Origin of the sequence: Kitasatospora sp. DSM 101779 (assembly GCF_025655475.1) — a bacterium.
In the GTDB taxonomy this organism is placed as follows: domain Bacteria; phylum Actinomycetota; class Actinomycetes; order Streptomycetales; family Streptomycetaceae; genus Kitasatospora.
In genome coordinates, this window is record NZ_JAHTIK010000001.1 from 4941320 (window position 1) to 4961280 (window position 19961).

The following is a 19961-nucleotide window of genomic DNA, read 5'->3' on the forward strand; positions in this document are numbered from 1 at the left end:
GACGGCGCAGCCGGCGCCGGCCGCCCCCGCCGCCGCCACCACGGTGCCCGTCCCGCCGGCCCGTCCCGCCGGCCGGCGCCGGCTGCGCCCGCTGCTGCTGGCCGGCCTGGCCCTGCTGCTGGTCGCCGCGGCCGCCACCGCGTACGTGCTGCGGACGCACTCCGGCGAGGACGAGGACCCCGACAGCGCGGCCACCGGCTCGCCGGCGATCACCGTGCCGACCACCCGCCCGTCCGACACCCCCGGCCCCGCGCCCAGCGGCTACGGCTGGAAGCAGGACCCGGCGGGCTTCCGCTTCCCCATGCCGGTGCCCGCCGGCGGCAAGGCGTGGGTGCGCACCACCGACAACAACGAGATCTACTACAGCCCCGACAACAAGGTGCACTACCTGCAGTTCGCCGTGACGGTCGGTCAGCCGCTGACCCCTCTCCAGCACTTCCAGCAGATGGAGGAGAGCATCACCAAGAACCGCCCGGCCTACCGCCGCGAGAGCCTCACCGGGATCAAGGTGAACGGCCAGGAGGCGGCGGTCTGGGAGTTCAGCTACCAGTCGCTGGACGGCACCGGCCGGCGCCACCTCAAGGAGGTGGAGTTCCGCACCGAGGACGGCACCTCCTACGACGTGCTGGTGGCCTCCCCGGATAAGGACTGGCAGGACGCGCTGCGCCGCTTCACGATCGTGCTGAACAACTTCTCCGTGGAGGGCTGACCCTCACCGGGCGTGTCCGCGCGTTCACGGAAAATGGGTGTTACCGGCGGGTACACATCCGGGCCGTGAAGGCCTAGGCTGCGCTGCATGACGGACACCACGGCAGACGCACAGGCCCGGTCGACCGACGAGGCCGGACGCAACCCCGCGGCCCCCGGCGGCGCCCGCACGGTCGCCTCGGCCGTCACGCCGGCCCTGGTCGCACGGCTCGCCCGCGGCATCACCGCCGGCGAGGGCGCCGAACGGGTCACCACCGCCGCCCCGCTCACCGGCGAGCCGCTGGCCGACCTGCCGCAGTCCTCCCCGGCCGACGTCGAGGAGGCCTACCGCCGCGCCCGCCGCGCCCAGCGGGACTGGGCCGCGCTGCCCGTCCGCCGCCGCGCCGCCGTCCTGCTGCGCTTCCACGACCTGCTGCTGGCCCGGCAGGACGAGGTGCTCGACCTGATCCAGGCCGAGACCGGCAAGACCCGGCTGCACGCCTTCGAAGAGGTGCTGGCCGCCGCCTCCGCCGCCCGGCACTACGGCCGCAAGGCCGCCTCCTACCTGCGCGACCGCCGCCGCGGCGGCGCCCTGCCGGTGCTCACCCACACCCTGGAGGGCCGCCGCCCGAAGGGCGTGATCGGCCAGATCTCGCCGTGGAACTACCCCCTGGAACTGTCCGTCAGCGACGCGCTGCCCGCCTTCGCGGCCGGCAACGCCGTGGTCAACAAGCCGGACACACAGACCGCGCTCACCGCCCTGTGGGCCCGCGAGCTGCTCGTCGAGGCCGGCCTGCCGGCCGACGTCTGGCAGATCGTGGTCGGCGACGGCCCGGTGGTCGGCCCGGCCGTGGTCGAGCACGCCGACTACGTCTCCTTCACCGGCTCCACCCGCACCGGCCGGCAGGTCGCCCAGCAGGCCGCCGGCCGGCTGGTCGGCGCCTCCCTGGAACTCGGCGGCAAGAACGCCCTGCTCGTCCTCGCCGACGCGGACCTGGACCGGGCCGCCGAGGGCGCCGTGCGGGCCTGCTTCTCCTCCGCGGGCCAGCTGTGCATCTCCATCGAGCGGCTGCTGGTGCACCGCTCGGTCGCCGACGAGTTCCTCGCCCGCTTCACGGCGCGGACGAAGGCGCTGCGCCTCGGCGGCGGCCTCGCGTACGGCGCCGACATGGGCTCGCTGGTCTCCGAGCGGCAGCTGGAGACCGTCACCCGGCACGTCGAGGAGGCCGTCAAGGCCGGTGCCACCGTGCTGGCCGGCGGCCGCCCCCGTCCCGACCTCGGCCCGCTCTTCCACGAGCCCACCGTCCTCGACGGCGTGACCCCCGGCATGGCGGTCTGCACCGAGGAGACCTTCGGCCCGGTCGTCTCCGTCTACCGCTTCGACACCGAGGACGAGGCCGTCGAGATCGCCAACTCGACCCCCTACGGCCTGAACTCCAGCGTGTGGACGAAGGATGCCCGGCGCGGCCGCGCCGTCGCCGCCCGACTGCACACCGGCACCGTCAACGTCAACGAGGCCTACGCCGCCGCCTACGGCTCGGTGGCCTCCCCGATGGGCGGCATGGGCGACTCCGGCCTCGGCCGGCGGCACGGCGCCGAGGGCATCCTGCGCTTCACCGAGGCGCAGACCGTCTCCACCCAGCGGCTGCTGCCGATCGGCCCCTCGCACGGGCTGGACGACGAGCGCTTCGCCGCGCTGCTGACCACCGGGCTCCGGGCGATGAAGGCCCTCGGCTTCCGGTAGGGCCCGGCCCCGCACCCGGGCCGCCCCGCGGACCACCCCCACCCTCGAAGGAGCAGCGGCACCATGGCGGACAACGGCGGATTCGACTACGACGTGGTGGTGATCGGCTCGGGCTTCGGCGGCTCGGTCGCCGCCCTGCGCCTCACCGAGAAGGGCTACCGGGTCGCCGTCCTGGAGGCCGGCCGCCGCTGGTCGGCCGACAGTCTGCCGAAGAACTCCTGGGACCTGCGCAACTACCTGTGGGCACCCGCCCTGGGCCTCTACGGCATTCAGCGCATCCACCTGCTGAGCAACGTACTGGTGCTGGCCGGAGCGGGTGTCGGCGGCGGCTCGCTCAACTACGCCAACACCCTGTACGTGCCGCCGAAGGCCTTCTTCGAGGACCGCCAGTGGGGTGGCATCACCGACTGGCAGGAGGAGCTCGCCCCGTACTACGACCAGGCGCGGCGGATGCTCGGCGTGCGGCTCAACCCGACGGTGACCGCCGCCGACACCCACCTGAAGGCCACCGCCGAGCGGATGGGCGTCGGCGACACCTTCCACCTGGCCCCGGTCGGGGTGTTCTTCGGCGACGGCAAGGACGCGGACGGCACGGCGAAGGGCGCTCCCGGCACCGAGGTCCCGGACCCGTACTTCGGCGGCGCGGGCCCCGCCCGCCGAGCCTGCACCGAGTGCGGCGAGTGCATGACCGGCTGCCGGCACGGCGCCAAGAACATGCTGATCGAGAACTACCTCTACCTGGCCGAGCAGGCCGGCGCCGAGGTGCGGCCGCTGACCACCGTGGTCGGCCTCGCCGAGGAGGCCGACGGCGGCTACGCCGTCACCACGGTGCCCACCGACCGGCGCCGCAAGGGTCCGCGCACGGTGCTGAGGGCCCGCCAGGTGGTCGTCGCGGCCGGTACCTACGGCACCCAGACGCTGCTGCACACCATGCGCGACGCGGGCGCGCTGCCGAGGATCTCCGCCAAGCTGGGCTTCCTCACCCGCACCAACTCGGAGTCGCTGGTCGGCGCGCTCACCGACAACCGCCGCTACCGGCGCAAGACCGGTGCGCCCAGGGCCGACTTCAGCCGGGGCGTGGCCATCACGTCCTCGATCCATCCGAACGGGAACACCCACATCGAGCCGGTCCGCTACGGCAAGGGCTCGAACGCGATGGGCCTGATGACGATCCTGCAGTTCCCGCACCGCCGCTCCAACCTGCTCTCGTACCTGGCCACCACCGTGCGGCACCCGGTGCTGTCGGCCCGGAACCTCTCCAAGTACCGCTGGTCGGAGCGGACGATCATCGGCCTGGTCATGCAGTCGCTGGACAACTCGCTGACCACCTTCCGCAAGCCGAAGGGGATCGGCCGGGGCCTGCTCACCGCGAAGCAGGGCCACGGTGCGCCCAACCCGGAGCACATCCCCGAGGGCGAGGAGGCGGCGCGGATCCTCGCCGACGAGATCAACGGATTCGCCGGCACCAACGTGGGCGAGCTGATGCGGATGCCGATGACCGCGCACTTCCTCGGCGGCTGCCCGATCGGCGAGGACGCCGAGCACGGCGTCATCGACCCGTACCACCGGCTGTACGGGCACCCGGGCATCCACGTGGTGGACGGCGCGGCCGTCTCCGCGAACCTCGGCGTGAACCCCTCGCTGACGATCACCGCGCAGGCCGAGCGGGCGATGTCGCTGTGGCCGAACAAGGGCGAGGCGGACCCGCGCCCCGCGCAGGGCGAGGGCTACCGGCGGGTCGCCGCGGTCGGGCCGAAGCAGCCGGCGGTGCCCGCCGGGGCGTTCGGTGCGCTGCGGCTGCCGCTGCTGCCCGTCCCGGCGGTGCCCGCCCGCAAGCCGCAGGACTGAGCCCGTCGCGGCTCCGGGCGGTGCCCGGGCCGGCGGCGGGCAGGGCAAAGGGCCCCGCGGGGGAACGGGGCCCTTTGTCGTTCAGCACGCGGCGTCAGGGCAGCGCCGGGTGCTGGGGTGACGGCACCGGGGGAAGTGCGCCGTCGTTCGGAACGGTTCGGGGGCGGCGGGTCGCCCGGGGGTGTACGGGCCCCGTCGCGTGCACGGGCCTGGGTCGGCCCTCACGGAGCGTGAGGTGATAACCGTTGTCGGCACCGGCCCGCGGACGCTCCGCGCAGCCGGTCCGCGCCGCCCTCGCCGGACGGTCGGCCAACCCCCACAACCAGCATCGTGATGGACGTTGGCCTTACTGTGCAACCGATTCGGCGCAGTTCGGCACAGTCCGTTTCCCGGTGGTGATCCCTCCGTTCACGGCTCGGCGGGGGCGGTGCGGGCCCGGTCGGCCGGGGGCGCGGCCGTCGGTGTCGACTACCCAGCGTAGTAGTTGCAAGCAGGGGCGCACGGGGGAGTGCGCAGGGCGGCCGAAGGGTGGGACGGGGGCGGCCGAGGAGTGGTACGGGCCCGTGGGCGCGGGCCCGGGCGTGCGGTGCGGCCGGGGGGCGGGGAGGCCGGCGCCGGCCTCCCCGCCCCGTCGGTCCGTCCGGTCGCGGCCGGGGTCGCTGTCCCCTGCTGCCCGGTCGCCGCACCCCCGCACGGTCCCACGGCGGGCATCCGCCCGCCACGCGCGGGAGTGGACCGGATTCGGATCCACGCGTGGTCCTGCCGACCGTCCGGACCGCCCGCACCTGGTGGGCCCGGCGCGGTCGTCACGGTCAAGCGGTGCAACGATCCGCCGCCGCCGGCGGTCACGGCCCGGCGGCTCGGCAAGCGGGTGAACGGTCCGCCGGCGGCCCGCGCCCGGTGCCCGGTGCGGCCGGGCGGTCCGAGCGTTCGACCCGCCCCGGTAGACTCGGCTCCAGACACTCCCCACACCCGCCGGAAGGCCGTCCGTGTCCTCTGCTTCCCCGGACCAGTCCGCAACCGAGAACGACACCGTCCTGGTCGTCGACTTCGGTGCCCAGTACGCCCAGCTCATCGCCCGTCGGGTGCGTGAGGCCCGGGTCTACAGCGAGATCGTGCCGAGCACCATGCCGGTCGCCGAGATGCTCGCCAAGAACCCGAAGGCGATCATCCTCTCCGGCGGGCCGTCCTCGGTCTACGAGGAGGGCGCGCCCCGGCTCGACCGCGCGATCTTCGAGGCCGGCGTGCCGGTCTTCGGCATGTGCTACGGCTTCCAGCTGATGGCGATCACGCTCGGCGGCACCGTCGACAACACCGGCGCCCGCGAGTACGGGCGCACCCCGCTGGCCGTCAGCCGCACCGGCTCCACCCTCTTCGAGGGCGTCCCGGCGCAGCACTCGGTGTGGATGTCGCACGGCGACGCCTGCTCCGCCGCGCCGGAGGGCTTCACCGTGACCGCCTCCACCGACGTGGTCCCGGTCGCCGCCTTCGAGAACGACGACCTCAAGCTGTACGGCGTCCAGTACCACCCCGAGGTGCTGCACTCGGACCACGGCCAGCAGATCCTGGAGCACTTCCTCTACCGCGGCGCCGGCATCGCGCCGACCTGGACGACCCACAACGTGGTCGACGAGCAGGTCGCGCTGATCCGCGAGCAGGTCGGCGACAAGCGCGCCATCTGCGGCCTGTCCGGCGGTGTGGACTCCGCGGTCGCCGCCGCCCTGGTCAACAAGGCCATCGGCGACCGGCTGACCTGTGTCTACGTCGACCACGGCCTGATGCGCAAGGGCGAGACCGAGCAGGTCGAGAAGGACTTCGTGGCCGCCACCGGCGTGCAGCTGAAGGTCGTGGACGCCAAGGAGCGCTTCCTGACCGCGCTGGCCGGCGTCAGCGACCCGGAGCAGAAGCGCAAGATCATCGGCCGGGAGTTCATCCGCGTCTTCGAGCAGGCGCAGGCCGAGATCGTCGCCGAGGCCGGCGAGCACGGCGAGTCGGTGGAGTTCCTCGTCCAGGGCACCCTGTACCCGGACGTCGTGGAGTCCGGCGGCGGCACCGGCACCGCCAACATCAAGTCGCACCACAACGTCGGCGGCCTGCCGGAGGACCTCCAGTTCCAGCTGGTCGAGCCGCTGCGCAAGCTGTTCAAGGACGAGGTCCGGATGGTCGGCCAGGAGCTCGGCCTGCCCGAGGAGATCGTCCAGCGCCAGCCCTTCCCCGGCCCGGGCCTCGGCATCCGGATCGTCGGCGAGGTCACCGAGGAGCGTCTGGACCTGCTCCGCGAGGCCGACGCCATCGCCCGCGAGGAGCTCACCGCGGCCGGCCTGGACAACCAGATCTGGCAGTGCCCGGTGGTGCTGCTCGCCGACGTCCGCTCGGTCGGCGTCCAGGGCGACGGCCGCACCTACGGCCACCCGATCGTGCTGCGCCCGGTCTCGTCCGAGGACGCGATGACGGCAGACTGGTCGCGCCTGCCCTACGACGTGCTGGCGAAGATCTCCACCCGGATCACCAACGAGGTCCGCGACGTGAACCGCGTGGTGCTGGACGTCACCAGCAAGCCGCCGGGCACCATCGAGTGGGAGTGATCCCGCCGGCCGATCGCACGGCCGATTGAACAACCGCGCCGCCGCTTCCGTACCAGGGAGTGGCGGCGCGGCCGTGTGCGCTGCCAGACCTGCAACAGAACACGCAAAGCAACGGGCAGAATCGGACCGGACCTGTCAGCAGTTGACAGGCCGTGAGGGAAGGGCGACGGCATGACCGGGGCGCACGACGGACACACCCCCTCCCGGCGCGAGGCGTGGAAGCGCACCGCCACCCAGTACGCGACCCTGCCGCTGCGGCTCTTCCTCGGCGTCACCTTCGTCTACGCGGCCTTCGACAAGCTCTCAGACTCGCACTACCTGGCCGGGGCCGGCGACGCCGCCTCCTTCGTCTCGCAGACCCAGGCGGCCAAGGAGGGCAGCCCGATCGGCTGGGCCCTCGGACCGGCCCTGCACGCGCCGACCTTCTTCGCGCTGCTGATCGCCTTCGGCGAGCTCGCCGTCGGCCTCGGCACGCTCTTCGGGCTCTGGGGCCGGCTCGCCGCGGCCGGCGGCGCCATGATCAACCTGACCCTCTTCCTCACGGTCAGCTGGAACGTCTCGCCGTACTACCTCGGCAACGACCTCGCCTACCTGATGGCCTGGACGCCGCTGGTGCTGGCCGGCACGCCGTACCTCTCGGTCGACGGCTACCTCGCCCGCCGCGCCGAACGCGACCGGCTGCGCGGCCTGCCCGAGGGCGCCGTCCGCAGACGGTCCCTGCTCGACGGCGGCATCGCCGCAGTGGCGCTCGGCGGTGCCGGGCTGCTCGGCGGCTCGCTCACCGCCACCTTCGGCCGCGACCGCAAGGCCGTCGCCACTCCGGGCACCCCGGGCACGACCGGCCCGGCGGGCACCCAGGGCGACCCGACGCCCGGGTCCACCAACCCCGCGCCCGCGACCGGCGACAAGGTGACCGTGGCCGCCGCCAGCGTCCCGGTCGGCGGGTCCGCCCAGGTCAAGGACCCGGCCACCGGCGACGCGATCTACATCGTGCAGCCCACCGCCGGCCAGTACTGCGGCTTCTCCGCGATCTGCACCCACTCCGGCTGCACCGTCGACGCGCCGCGCGACGGAAGGATGTACTGCCCCTGCCACGGCTCCCGCTTCGACGCGAAGACCGGCGCCGTGGTCAACGGCCCGGCCACCAAGCCGCTGCCGAAGTACACCGTCACTAGGAACGGCGGCGACCTGGAACTCGGCGGCCGGCAGAGCTGAGGGCCGGCCGCCGCCGCCCGAGGAGCGCCGTCAGCGCTCCTCGGGCGGCGGCAGCTCGCCGCCCCGCCCGCGCCGGGCCACCGCGGCCACCGCCCCGGCCAGCCCCGCCGTCCCGAGCCCGATCAGTGTCAGCGGGATGACGATCCGTCCGTTGACCGTGCGGTCGTTCAGCGACGCCACCAGGTACACCGCGGCGACCACGGTGAACAGCACCCCCGAGATCAGCGAGAACAGGTCGAGCCGGTGCTTCCTCATGACTGGACCACCTTGATGTCTCCGAGCCCCACCGTCAGCGTGAGGTCGAGCGTCCCGCGGGGGGCCGTCCCGGCCGGCGGGTGCAGCGTGTACGTGTGGTTGTTGTTGGTGCCGGAGAGGTGTTCCCCGTTCGGCAGCCGGATGTCGCCGGCCAGGTTGTGCACGGTCAGCTCGACGTCCACGTCCTTCGGCAGCAGCACCTTCAGATCACCCGCGCCGAGCCGCACCGAACTCGTCAGCGAGGCGCCCGCCGGGTCCAGCCCGGTCAGGTCCAGGGTCGCGTCGCCCGCCCCCAGGTCGTAGTGCTCCTGCAGGCCCGCCGCCGTCGCGGGCGCCCACAGGCGGTCGCCCACCCCGGCGTGCAGCGCCGCGTTCGACCCGCCCGCCGCCGCCAGCACCAGCGTCAGCAGCAGCGCCGGGACGGCCAGCCCGCGGGCCCGCCCGTACCGGGCGCCGACCAGCATCACCAGGCCGATCGCCAGCAGTGCCGCCGCCAGCACCGTCGCGATGTGCACCGGCTGCCCCTGCCGGTCGGTCAGCCACCAGGCCAGCGCCCCCGCGCCGAGCGCCACCAGCACCCCGACCCCGCCGAGACCCGAGCCGCCGTGCCGGACCACCCCGGTCGGCCGCGGCACCGGGACCTCCGGCGGCTCCGCGGCACCCGACGGACCCGAGGGCCCGGACTTGCGCAGCGGATCGCCCTCCGGCAGGTCCGTCCGCTTCCACCACGCCTGCGCCGGCACCCCCGGCGGCGGGGTCTGCGAACCGTACGGATTGCGCTCCGGGTGCCGCGGGTCCCACAGGTAGCCGCTCGGCCCGGCCGGCGGCGTGTCCTGCGGCACCCGGCCCGCCGCGCGGTCGCGGGCGTGCTGCGCCGCGAACTCCTCGCGGGCCGCCCGCAGCCGCTCGTGCATCTCCGCCTTGCGGGCCCGCCACTCGGTCTGGAAGTCCTCGTGGAACCGGTGCTGCCAGGTCTTCCAGTCCAGCTGCTCGACCGGCTCCTCCAGCCGGTCGTACGGGCCGTCCGCCCCCGCCGGCGACGCCTTGCCACGCGCCCGGCGGCGGCGCTCCGGGTCGTACCGGACCGCAAGGAACACCAGGCCGCCGAGCAGCAGCAGCGGAAAGAGCTGCCCGCCGTCGCCCATGGACGAGAAGAACACCCCGGTGCCGATCACCGTCAGCAGCACCGCGCCGATGGACTGCCCGTCCACCCGGCCGGTCAGCACCCGCTGCAGCTCGGTGCGGCCGGGACGGCCGTCGACCGGCTCGCGCGGCACGATCAGCCACGCCAGCCCGTACAGGAACAGGCCGAGGCCCCCCGACAGGCACAGCACCGCGACGACGACCCGGAACACCACCGGGTCGATGTCCAGGTGGCGGCCGAGCCCGCCGCACACGCCGGCCACCACCCGGTGCTGCCCGCTGCGGGCCAGCGGCGGGCGCTGCGCGCCCTGCGGGACGTCCTCGGGCGGTGCGTCGGCGGTGTCGCCGGCCCGCCCGGCCGTGCTCTGCTCGTCGGTCATGCCACCATCCTGGGGGCTGGCCGGCCCGCGCCCAACCGCCTGCGGCCCCGGACGGACCCTGATCTGTCCCTGAGGGACTTCCGGGACCGACCCTGATGCACCGGCACCGCTTGACATGAGACCGTCTGTGGCGTGGCAGCACCCGGCAGCGAGACCCAACAGCCCGAACCCGACGCCCCGACCGCCCCCGGCGGCCCGGTGGAACAGCCGTACCGCCGGCTCTACCGCAGCCCGCACGGGCGGATGCTCGGCGGCGTCGCGCACGGCCTGGCCGTCCACCTCGGGCTGCCGGTCAGCTGGGTCCGCGGCGCCTTCGTGCTCCTCTTCTTCGCCCAGGGCATCGGCGCGCTGCTGTACGCCGCCTTCTGGTTCGTGGTGCCGATCGGCATCGGCGAGCCCGCCCCCGGCGCACCCACGCAGTGGGCCTACGTCGACGGCGCCTTCGTCCGCGTCGGCGCCGGCACCCGCCCCTCCGGCGGCCCGGTCAAGGGCGGCCGGCGCGGCCTCGGCCGGCTGCGCGACCTGCTCCAGCGCACCTTCAACGGGCTGCCCGCCGACGCACCCGCCGCCGCCCCCGGCACGGCCCCCGCGCCCGCCGGAGCCGGCCGCAGCGGCGGCCTCGGCCAGCTGATCGCCCTGCTGATGCTGGTCGTCGGCGTGATCGCGCTGCTCAACGCGCTGCACATCCAGACCGCCAAGCCGTACGTCTGGCCGCTGCTCACCATCGGCGTCGGCGTCGCCCTGGTCTGGCGGCAGGCCGACGACTCCCGCTGGCAGCGCTGGTTCGGCCTGGAGGAGGGGTCGAAGCGGCGCAGCGCGTTCGTCCGGGTCGCCGCCGGCGTGCTGCTGGTGGTGGCCGGCATCGTCGGCTTCCTCGTCCTGCAGGGCAGCGGCTCCACCCTGGCCTCGATCGTCGAGGCCTCGCTCGCGGTGCTCGCCGGCATGCTCGTGCTGGTCGGCCCGTACGCGCTGCGGATGTGGCAGGACCTCGGCGCCGAGCGCACCGCCCGCATCCGCGCCCAGGAGCGCGCCGAGATCGCCGCCCACGTGCACGACTCCGTGCTGCACACCCTCACCCTGATCCAGCGCCGCGCCGAGGACCCCAAGGAGGTACTGCGCCTCGCCCGCGCCCAGGAGCGCGAGCTGCGCCTGTGGCTCTACCGTCCGGAGGCCGTCGCCGAGTCCGCGCCGGACACCCTCGCCGAGCACATCCGGGCCGTCGTCGCCGAGGTCGAGGACCGGCACGGCGTCGCGGTCGAGCTGGTCTGCGTCGGCGACTGCCCGATGGACGAACGGATCTCGGCGCAGATGCAGGCCGCGAGGGAGGCGATGGTCAACGCGGCCAAGTACGGTGGCGGGGGACCGGTCCAGGTGTACGCAGAGGTCGAGGGGAGGACGGTGTCGGTGTTCGTGCGCGACCACGGCCCCGGCTTCGACCCCGACGCCGTGCCCGAGGACCGGATGGGCGTGCGGGAGTCGATCGTCGGCCGGATGCGGCGCAACGGCGGCACCGCGCGGGTGCGGCCGGCGGCGGGCGGCGGCACCGAGGTCGAGCTGGAGATGGAGAGGGCAGATGACTGACGCAGGGGGAAGCGCGCCGGAGCGCGTCGCGCGGGTCGTCCTGGTGGACGACCACCGGATGTTCCGCACCGGGGTGCGGGCCGAGATCGGCCGCACCGAGACGACCGGGATCGACGTGGTCGGCGAGGCCGACGACGTCGAGTCCGCGGTGCGGGTGGTCGCCGAGACCCGGCCGGACGTCGTACTGCTCGACGTCCACCTGCCCGGCGGCGGCGGGGTCGAGGTGCTGCGCCGCTCGGCGCCGCTGATGGGCGAGCAGGGCGGGGTGCGCTTCCTGGCGCTCTCCGTCTCGGACGCGGCCGAGGACGTCATCGGCGTCATCCGCGGCGGCGCCCGCGGCTACGTCACCAAGACGATCACCGGCACCGACCTGGTGAACGCCGTCTTCCGGATCTCCGACGGCGACGCGGTGTTCTCCCCGCGGCTCGCCGGCTTCGTGCTGGACGCCTTCGCGGCCACCGACACCCCGCCGGTCGACGAGGACCTCGACCGGCTCACCCAGCGCGAGCGCGAGGTGCTGCGGCTGATCGCCCGCGGCTACGCCTACAAGGAGATCGCCAAGCAGCTGTTCATCTCGGTGAAGACGGTGGAGAGCCACGTCTCCGCGGTGCTGCGCAAGCTCCAGCTGAGCAACCGGCACGAGCTGACCCGCTGGGCGACGGCCCGCCGACTGGTCTGAGACGGGCCGGCACGGCGGCCCCGGAGCACGGCTCCGGGGCCGCACGATCCGGCGCGGGGTGGCCGGTGGGGCCCTTCGCGCCGAACCGCGCGCCGCGACGGTGTGACGGAGGTCATGCCGCCCCGGCGGGGCGCCCCCGCCCGCGGAGACGGGCAGGTGGCCGCGGGGCCCTGCCGCCCCGGGCCCGCAACGGCCGTGCGGTGCACTCCGCGAGCGCGTGCCCGGAGCCGCCCCCGGCAACCGTAGGCGTACGGATGTCTTGCTACTGTGACCAGCCGGACCGGCACTGCCGCGGACCGGGAGCCGGCTGTACCGTCGCCGGTTCCGGACGCACGCACCGCCGAGGCCGCAGTCGGTGCGCCCCGCACCGGCGCCCGCGGCCGGGGGCGGCTCCGAACGGCTCGACCGAGCAGCACCTCGGGCTGGCCGGCCCGGCGCAGGTCCACGCCCCGTTCCCCCCACCACGCGCCATCACCGGAGTTGAACTGTGAGGATCCCCGGCAAGGTCCGGACTGCCGCGGATGCGGGGGCCTGGCTGCTGACCCGTGCCTCGGTGCCGGCGCTGCTCGCCACGGCCGTGATGCTCGTCATCACGGCCCGTCAGGCGTACCACAGCGGCATCAACACGATGGACGACGCCATCGTCGTGAAGGCCGCGAGAACGTTTCTCCACGGCGGTTCGCCGTACGCCGACAAGCGGTTCCTCTACTTCCCGAGCGCCGTCCTGGCCGCCGTGCCGCAGGCCCTCGTCAGCACCCACACGCTGAAGCTGGTGGTGCCCTGCCTGACGCTCGGACTCGTCGTGCTCGGCTGGTTCCTCGCGCTGCGAATATTCAACGCGTCACCGTTCAGCCGGCTGAGCGTCCTCGGCCTGTTCGGCCTCGCCTTCTTCGAGCCGCTGCGCAACCTCACGCAGCTCGGCAACTGGACGGCGGTCTCCGTCGCCGCCCTGCCCGGTGCCCTCCTGCTGGCCCGCCGTTCGCGCTGGGTCTGGGCGGGCGTGGTGATCGGCCTCGCGATCGCCGTCAAGCCGATGCTCGTCCCGGTCGGCCTGCTCTTCCTCTTTGCCCGCAGACCGCTGGCCTTCGCCGCCGCCGCCCTCGTCCCGGCCGTCGCCTCGGCCGGCGCGGCGGCCGTGATGCCGCAGCCGAGCCTGTTCTTCACCAAGACCCTGCCGTTCCTGATGCACGGACAGGACCAGTTCGCCGCCCCGTACGACGGCTCGCTGACCACCGTGCTGCCCCGGCTCGGGGTGCCGCACGCCGCGGCGATCGCCGTCGCGGCCGCCCTCGCCCTCTCGACCCTCGTCCTCGCCTGGCGGCGCTGGGCGCGCGGCGGCGACGAAGGGGTGCGCCTCGTCGAGGTCGCGGCCATGCTGATGCTGGTCGCCTTCCTCTTCAGCAAGCCCGCGTTCGACCACTACATGCTCGTCGTCCTGGTGCCGCTCGCGGCCAGCATCGCCTCGCCCGAGTCCGCCGTCCGCTCGCCGTGGTTCCTGCTCGCGCTGGTTCCGCACATCGCCGCGTTCCAAGTCGCGGATTACGATGCCGTGCAGAAGTGGGCGTTCAAGGTGGCGGCCACCCACGTGACGATCGCCGTGCTGCTGGGGGTCCGGACGCTGCGACCGGCCCGTCCGGTCGCCCACGACGAGCAACTCGCCGACCGGCTGGGAGAGCCGCTCGACCGAGTGCCGCGGCCCGCGCCGGTCAGGGGCTGAGCCTTGACGGCGGCCGCAACACCTGGGGGGAAACTCATGCCAACGACCGACACCGTCTCCGCCTCACCGCCGGACGGCGGGGAGTCCGCCGCGTCCGCGCGCGGCGGCGCGCCCGTCCGACTGGTCGGACGCCTGCGCCGCGCCGCGGCGGACGTGTTCTGGCTGTGGGCGCCACTGCTGACCCTGGCCCTCGGGCTGCGCGGTAGCGGGCGCCCCGAACTGTGGCGCGACGAACTCGCCACGTGGAGTGCGGCCACCAGGACCACCGGACAGCTGTTCGACATGCTGCAGCACGTCGACGCCGTCTCCGGCACCTACTACCTGCTCATGCACTACTGGATCGCCGTCGTCGGCGACTCCGCCACCATGCTGCGGCTGCCCTCGGCGCTGGCGATGGCCGGCAGCGCCGTCTTCGTCACCCTCACCGCCCGCCGGCTGTTCGACACCCGCACCGCGATGATCGCCGGCCTGCTGTTCGCGGCGGTCCCCTCGATCTCCCGCTACGCCCAGGAGGCACGGGCGTACGCCTTCGTGGTGCTCGCGGTGTCCGCCGCCACCTGGCTGCTGCTGCGCGCGCTGGAACGCCCCACCGCCGGCCGGTGGGCGCTGTACACCGCCGCCGTCGCGGTCGCCGGACTGTTCCACATGGTGTCGCTCGTCGTGCTCTGCCCGCACGCCCTGTTCGCCTTCTGGGAGTGGCGGCGCACCCGCGACCGCCGACTCCTCGTGGGCTTCCCGCTGTCGGCCCTCGTCGCGCTCGTCCCGGTGGTGCCGCTCGTCTTCCTCGGCCAGCGCCAGGTCGGACGCCAGATCTCCTGGCTCAAGACGCCGTGGCTGCAGACCTTCGTCGACTACTGGCACAACCTCTTCGGCTCCGCCCTGGTGAGCGGCTGCATCCTCGTCCTGGTCGCCATCCCTGCCGGATGGCCGCGCCTGCGCCGCCGGGCCTTCGAGGTCTTCCTCCTCGCGGGTCTGCCGATCGTCGTTACCTGGGTCGTCTCGCACGGCCCGAGCGTGTACTTCTTCGACCGCTACCAGCTCTACACCGTCCCCGCGTGGTGCATCCTCGCCGCGGCCGGTCTGAACTCGCTCCGGCCGAAGGCGATCGGTGCGATCGGCCTGGCCGTGGTCATCGCCATCGGCGTCCCCGACCAGCTGAAGCTCCGGACGTCCGACGCCCACGAGACCACGGACGGCCGCCGGGCCGCCGCACTGATCGCCGCCGGCTACCGCCCGGGCGACGCCTTCGCCCCGACGCGCGGCGACGACAAGTGGATGATGCTCGACGAGGAGGTCAGGTACTACCTGCCGGACAGCGTGGACCCCGGCAGTGTGCTGATCAACCGCACCGCGGTGGAACGGGCCGACATCTTCGCCGAGCCCTGCTCCGAGCCGGCCGCCTGCCTGCACGACGCGCCGCGCATCTGGGTGGTGACGATGGGCGGCGCCGAGGACCCGCTCGTCCGGTTCCCCGAGGCCGAGGCCGCCGCGCTGCGCGCGTCCTACCGGGTCTTCGAGGTCCGGCACGTGCGCGGCCTCACCGTCGGACTCCTGGTGCGCTCCACCGGCTGAGCCGCGCAGTGCCCGCGCCCGCCGCCCCGGACACTCCCGAGGGTCCGGGGCGAGTTGGCGCGGGCACCGGCGCGGGGCTTATCGTGCGTCTCGCACCGATCCTCCTCGGCTGCGGCCCCGGTCCGACCTTCCGCACCGGGCGGCCGGGCCGACCGCGCCGTGGGAATCCATGTGGTCACTGAACCTGCCGTCCGGCGCGACGACCGTCGCGCGGTGGAGCGGGCCGGCCGGCTCGCCGGCGCCCTGAGGTCCGCGGCGCCTGCCCTGCTCGGCTACGCACTGGTCCGCGCCGTCGGCGTCGCCGTCGTCGCACTCTGGGGCGCCCAGCGCGGCAAGTCCGGGATCGGCCGGCTGTCCACCTTCTGGGACGCGCCCTGGTACCAGGCGATCGCGGTGCACGGCTACGCCGGCACGACGCCGGTGCCGGGCCCGTACGGCCCCTACCAGCCGTACGCCTTCTTCCCCGCCTACCCCGCGATGATCAAGGTGTTCGACACCGTGCTGCCGCTGCGGCCCAACCAGGCCGCCCTGCTGGTGGCCTGGGTCGCCGCACTGGTCGCGGCCTGGGGCATCTACGCGGTCGGATCGCACCTCTACGGCCACCGGGTCGGCGTGATCGCGGCCGTGCTGTGGGGCGTCACCCCGTACGCGGTGGTGGAGAGCGCGGCCTACTCGGAGCAGTTGTTCACCGCGTTCGCCGCCTGGACCTGCTATGCCGCCCTCACCCGGCGCTGGGTGTGGGCCGGCGTCCTGTGCATGACCGCCGGACTGACCCGGCCGACCGGCATCGCCCTGGCCGCCGCGGTGTCCGCCGCAGCACTGTGGGAGCTCGTCCGCCGGCGCGGAGACTGGCACACCGCGCTCGGCATGGTGATCGCGCCGCTCGGCTTCCTCGGCTTCCTCGCCTGGGTCGGCGTGGTGAAGGGCCGGTGGGACGGCTACTTCCGCGTCCAGGACGCCTGGCAGTCCCACTTCGACTTCGGGCGCAGCACCTACCACTCGCTGCGCGACCTGCTCACCCAGGCCGACCAGGTCTGGCTGACCCAGGTCGTGGTGGCCGCCGTGCTCGCCGGCTCGGTCGTGCTGCTCGTCGTCTCGGTGCTCCAGCGGCAGCCGCTGGTGCTCGTTCTGTTCAGCGCCGCGATGCTCGTCCTCGCGCTCGGCGACGCCGCGTACTTCAACTCGCGCGCCCGCTTCCTGCTGCCCGCCTTCGGGCTGCTGCTGCCGGTCGCCAACGGCCTGGTGCGGGTGCGCAGCCGCAGCTCACTGGTGCTGCTGCTGAGCTCCGCGGCCCTGCTGTCGGCGGCGTACGGCGGCTACGTGGTCTTCGTCTACCCGGACGCGCCGTAGCGACGGCCCGGCCCGGGGTGGCGGTTCCACCGACCCGGGCCGGAGTGTCGGCGGGGGGTCATACACTCGGAATGCCATGACTAGCCTCTTTGACGACCTCCCGCTCCCCGGCTTCGAGAGCCCCTCGCTCGGGTCGAGCCCCGCCCACGACGAGCCGCCGCTGGACGAGGAGCCGCCGTACGAGGAGGCCATTCCGGACGGCCTGTTCGAGAACGACCTCGCCGCCCAGGACGAGCGCGACGGGTACTACCGCAACGGCCACGCCCGCCCGGTGATCGACCCCGAGCAGCTGCTCGAAGGCATGAACGACCCGCAGCGCGAGGCCGTCCTGCACCACGGCTCCCCGCTGCTGATCGTCGCCGGCGCCGGCTCCGGCAAGACCCGGGTGCTCACCCACCGGATCGCGTACCTGCTGGCCGCCCGCGGTGCGCAGCCCGGCGAGATCCTGGCGATCACGTTCACCAACAAGGCCGCCGGCGAGATGCGCGAGCGCGTCGAGCAGCTGGTCGGCCCGCGCGCCCGGGCGATGTGGGTGTCCACCTTCCACAGCGCCTGCGTGCGCATCCTGCGCCGCGAGTCGAAGCTGCTCGGCTTCACCTCGTCGTTCTCGATCTACGACTCGGCCGACTCGCAGCGCCTGATGTCCCTGGTCTGCCGGGACCTCGACCTCGACCCGAAGCAGTTCCCGCCGAAGTCCTTCACCGCCAAGGTCAGCAACCTCAAGAACGAGCTGATCGACGAGGAGACCTACGCCGACCGGGCCGCCAACCCGATGGAGAAGAAGCTGGCCGAGGCGTACACCCTCTACCAGCGGCGTCTGCGCGAGGCCAACGCGCTGGACTTCGACGACATCATCATGACCACGGTCAACCTGCTGCAGGCCTTCCCCGACGTGGCCGAGCACTACCGCCGGCGCTTCCGGCACATCCTGGTCGACGAGTACCAGGACACCAACCACGCCCAGTACACGCTGGTGCGCGAGCTCTCCGGCGGCGCCCTCTCCGACGCGCCGAAGCTCACCGCGGACGGCGAGTTCGTCAACCCGACCGCGGCCCGGCTCGCCCAGATCTCGCCGGCCGAGCTCTGCGTGGTCGGTGACGCCGACCAGTCGATCTACGCCTTCCGCGGCGCGACGATCCGCAACATCCTCCAGTTCGAGGAGGACTACCCGAACGCCACGACGATCCTGCTGGAGCAGAACTACCGCTCCACGCAGACCATCCTCAGCGCCGCCAACGCGGTCATCGAGCGCAACACCAACCGGCGCAAGAAGAACCTGTGGACGGCCGGCGACCAGGGCGAGCGGGTGGTCGGCTACGTCGCCGACGACGAGCACGGCGAGGCCCAGTTCATCGCCGACGAGATCGACCGGCTCACCGACAAGGACGAGGCCCGCCCCGGCGACGTCGCGATCTTCTACCGCACCAACGCGCAGTCCCGCGTCTTCGAAGAGGTCTTCATCCGGGTCGGCCTGCCGTACAAGGTCGTCGGCGGCGTCCGGTTCTACGAGCGCAAGGAGGTCCGGGACATCCTGGCCTACCTGCGCGTCCTCTCCAACCCGGAGGACACCGTCCCGCTGCGCCGGATCCTCAACGTGCCCAAGCGCGGCATCGGCGAACGGGCCGAGGCGATGATCGACGCCCTCGCCGCCCGCGAGCGGATCAGCTTCGCCCAGGCGCTGCAGCGGGTCGACGAGGCGTACGGCATGGCCGCGCGCTCGGCCAACGCGGTGAAGAAGTTCAACGTGATGATGGCCGGCCTGCGCCAGGTCGTGGAGTCCGGCGCCGGCCCCGCCGCCGTGCTGGAGGCGGTGCTGGAGGAGTCCGGCTACCTCGCCGAGCTGCAGGCCTCCACCGACCCGCAGGACGAGACCCGGATCGAGAACCTCCAGGAGCTCGCCTCCGTCGCCCTGGAGTACGAGCAGGACCCGGGCGAGCGCCCGGAGGGCGAGGACGCCGAGGGCGCCCCGCCGGTCGGCTCGCTCGCCGACTTCCTGGAGCGCGTCGCACTCGTCGCCGACTCGGACCAGATCCCGGACGACGAGGAGGGGCAGGGCGTCATCACGATGATGACCCTGCACACCGCCAAGGGCCTGGAGTTCCCGGTGGTCTTCCTCACCGGCATGGAGGACGGGATCTTCCCGCACATGCGGGCCCTCAACCAGGTCAAGGAGCTGGAGGAGGAGCGCCGGCTGGCCTACGTCGGTCTGACCCGGGCCCGGCAGCGGCTCTACCTGACCCGCTCGGTGCTCCGCAGCGCCTGGGGCCAGCCCGCGTACAACCCGGCCTCCCGCTTCCTGGAGGAGATTCCGGACACCCTCGTCGACTGGAAGCGCACCGGAGCGGCCGCCGTGCCCGCGGCCCGCGGCTTCTCGCCCTCCTCCTCCGGGTCCTCCCGCTCGTACGGCTCCTCCGGCGGATCGGCGCGCTCCACGGCGGCGCCGCAGCCGGGCTGGGCGAAGTCCGCGCGGAAGGTGACCGAGCGCGAGGTGGTCGCGCTGGCCGTCGGCGACCGGGTCAGCCACGACTCCTTCGGCCTCGGCACCGTCGTCGCCACCCAGGGCGTCGGCGACAAGGCGCAGGCGACCATCGACTTCGGCAGCACCGGCCGCAAGCAGCTGCTGCTGCGCTACGCGCCGGTCGAGAAGCTCTGAGCGACGAGGCGCCTCCTCAAGGGCGCACGGGGTGACGGCTCAGGGTGGTCACCCGTCGGCGCCGACCTGACGCCGCGGGTCGATCCCGTGGGCGAGCAGCCACGGCACCGGGTCGACCGGGGCCCCGCCACCGGGCCGCACCTCGAAGTGGAGGTGCGGCCCGGTGGCGTTCCCGGTCGACCCTGCCCACCCGATCACCTCGCCGGCCCGGACGGGCCCGCCGCGCAGCCGGTACCCGCGCAGGTGCCCGTACCAGGTCTCGGTGCCGTCCGCGCCGGTGACGACCGCCAGGTACCCGTAGGCGGCGCTCCAGCCGGCGGTCACCGCGCCGTCGGTCGCCGCGCGGACGGGCGTGCCGGCCGGCACCGGGAAGTCGATGCCGGTGTGCCGGGCCGCCGAGTGCGGGCCGGCCTGGCCGAAGCCCGCGCCGAGGCCCACCCGTTCGACCGGCAGCACGTACCCCGGGCGCGGCGCGGCGGACGGGCCCTCCGGTCCGCCCGGCCGCGTCCGGCCGCGGGCGGCGAGCGCCGCACGGGCCAGCGCGCGGTCGGC

13 protein-coding genes and 2 pseudogenes are annotated in these 19961 nt (G+C 73.8%); 12 read left to right on the forward strand and 3 right to left on the reverse strand.

Annotated elements, in window-relative coordinates; all coding sequences use genetic code 11:
• The 6 genes and pseudogenes from KSNIM_RS22620 to KSNIM_RS39445 all read left to right on the forward strand — a co-directional run.
• Positions 1–709: pseudogene (locus KSNIM_RS22620) on the forward strand (hypothetical protein); the annotation flags it as partial.
• Between the two features lie 87 nt (positions 710–796).
• On the forward strand, positions 797–2431 hold the full coding sequence (locus KSNIM_RS22625; RefSeq protein WP_263104988.1) for a succinic semialdehyde dehydrogenase: 1635 nt from the start codon (positions 797–799) through the stop codon (positions 2429–2431).
• 63 nt (positions 2432–2494) lie between these two features.
• A complete protein-coding gene (locus KSNIM_RS22630; protein WP_263104989.1) occupies positions 2495–4279 on the forward strand; it encodes a GMC oxidoreductase in 1785 nt (594 codons plus the stop codon).
• 989 nt (positions 4280–5268) lie between these two features.
• A complete protein-coding gene (guaA, locus tag KSNIM_RS22635) occupies positions 5269–6864 on the forward strand; it encodes a glutamine-hydrolyzing GMP synthase (protein ID WP_263104990.1) in 1596 nt (531 codons plus the stop codon).
• A gap of 171 nt (positions 6865–7035) precedes the next feature.
• Positions 7036–7536, forward strand: a pseudogene (locus KSNIM_RS39440) (DoxX family protein); the annotation flags it as partial.
• A 243-nt stretch (positions 7537–7779) separates the two neighbouring features.
• Positions 7780–8079, forward strand: coding sequence for a Rieske (2Fe-2S) protein (locus KSNIM_RS39445; protein ID WP_263108064.1), 300 nt, complete (start codon positions 7780–7782; stop codon positions 8077–8079).
• A gap of 30 nt (positions 8080–8109) precedes the next feature.
• Here KSNIM_RS39445 and KSNIM_RS22650 read toward each other — a convergent pair whose 3' ends face one another.
• Positions 8110–8334: a hypothetical protein gene (locus KSNIM_RS22650; protein WP_263104991.1), complete on the reverse strand. Its 225-nt coding sequence runs from the start codon at positions 8332–8334 to the stop codon at positions 8110–8112.
• Complete coding sequence (locus tag KSNIM_RS22655; protein ID WP_263104992.1) at positions 8331–9857, reverse strand: PspC domain-containing protein; 1527 nt, start codon at positions 9855–9857, stop codon at positions 8331–8333. Before KSNIM_RS22655 ends, KSNIM_RS22650 begins: the two co-directional genes overlap by 4 nt.
• Positions 9858–9989: 132 nt before the next feature.
• On the opposite strand from KSNIM_RS22655, the gene KSNIM_RS22660 reads away from it, so the two are divergent.
• From KSNIM_RS22660 to pcrA, 6 genes are all read left to right on the forward strand, one after another.
• Positions 9990–11438 carry an ATP-binding protein gene (locus KSNIM_RS22660; RefSeq protein ID WP_263104993.1) on the forward strand — a complete coding sequence of 483 codons (1449 nt, stop codon included), beginning with the start codon at positions 9990–9992 and terminating at the stop codon, positions 11436–11438.
• Positions 11431–12117 (forward strand): LuxR C-terminal-related transcriptional regulator, encoded by a 687-nt coding sequence (locus KSNIM_RS22665; RefSeq protein ID WP_263104994.1) that lies wholly within the window; start codon positions 11431–11433, stop codon positions 12115–12117. The genes KSNIM_RS22660 and KSNIM_RS22665 overlap by 8 nt, the downstream gene beginning before the upstream one ends.
• A gap of 487 nt (positions 12118–12604) precedes the next feature.
• Positions 12605–13834 carry a glycosyltransferase family 87 protein gene (locus KSNIM_RS22670; protein WP_263104995.1) on the forward strand — a complete coding sequence of 410 codons (1230 nt, stop codon included), beginning with the start codon at positions 12605–12607 and terminating at the stop codon, positions 13832–13834.
• A gap of 36 nt (positions 13835–13870) precedes the next feature.
• Positions 13871–15406 carry a glycosyltransferase family 39 protein gene (locus KSNIM_RS22675; protein WP_263104996.1) on the forward strand — a complete coding sequence of 512 codons (1536 nt, stop codon included), beginning with the start codon at positions 13871–13873 and terminating at the stop codon, positions 15404–15406.
• A gap of 171 nt (positions 15407–15577) precedes the next feature.
• Positions 15578–16756 (forward strand): glycosyltransferase family 39 protein, encoded by a 1179-nt coding sequence (locus tag KSNIM_RS22680; RefSeq protein ID WP_263104997.1) that lies wholly within the window; start codon positions 15578–15580, stop codon positions 16754–16756.
• Positions 16757–16832: 76 nt separating this feature from the next.
• A complete protein-coding gene (pcrA, locus tag KSNIM_RS22685) occupies positions 16833–19409 on the forward strand; it encodes a DNA helicase PcrA (protein ID WP_263104998.1) in 2577 nt (858 codons plus the stop codon).
• Between the two features lie 48 nt (positions 19410–19457).
• On the opposite strand, the gene KSNIM_RS22690 is transcribed toward pcrA, so the two are convergent.
• A partial coding sequence (locus tag KSNIM_RS22690; RefSeq protein WP_263104999.1) for a M23 family metallopeptidase occupies positions 19458–19961 on the reverse strand: 504 nt, incomplete at its 5' end.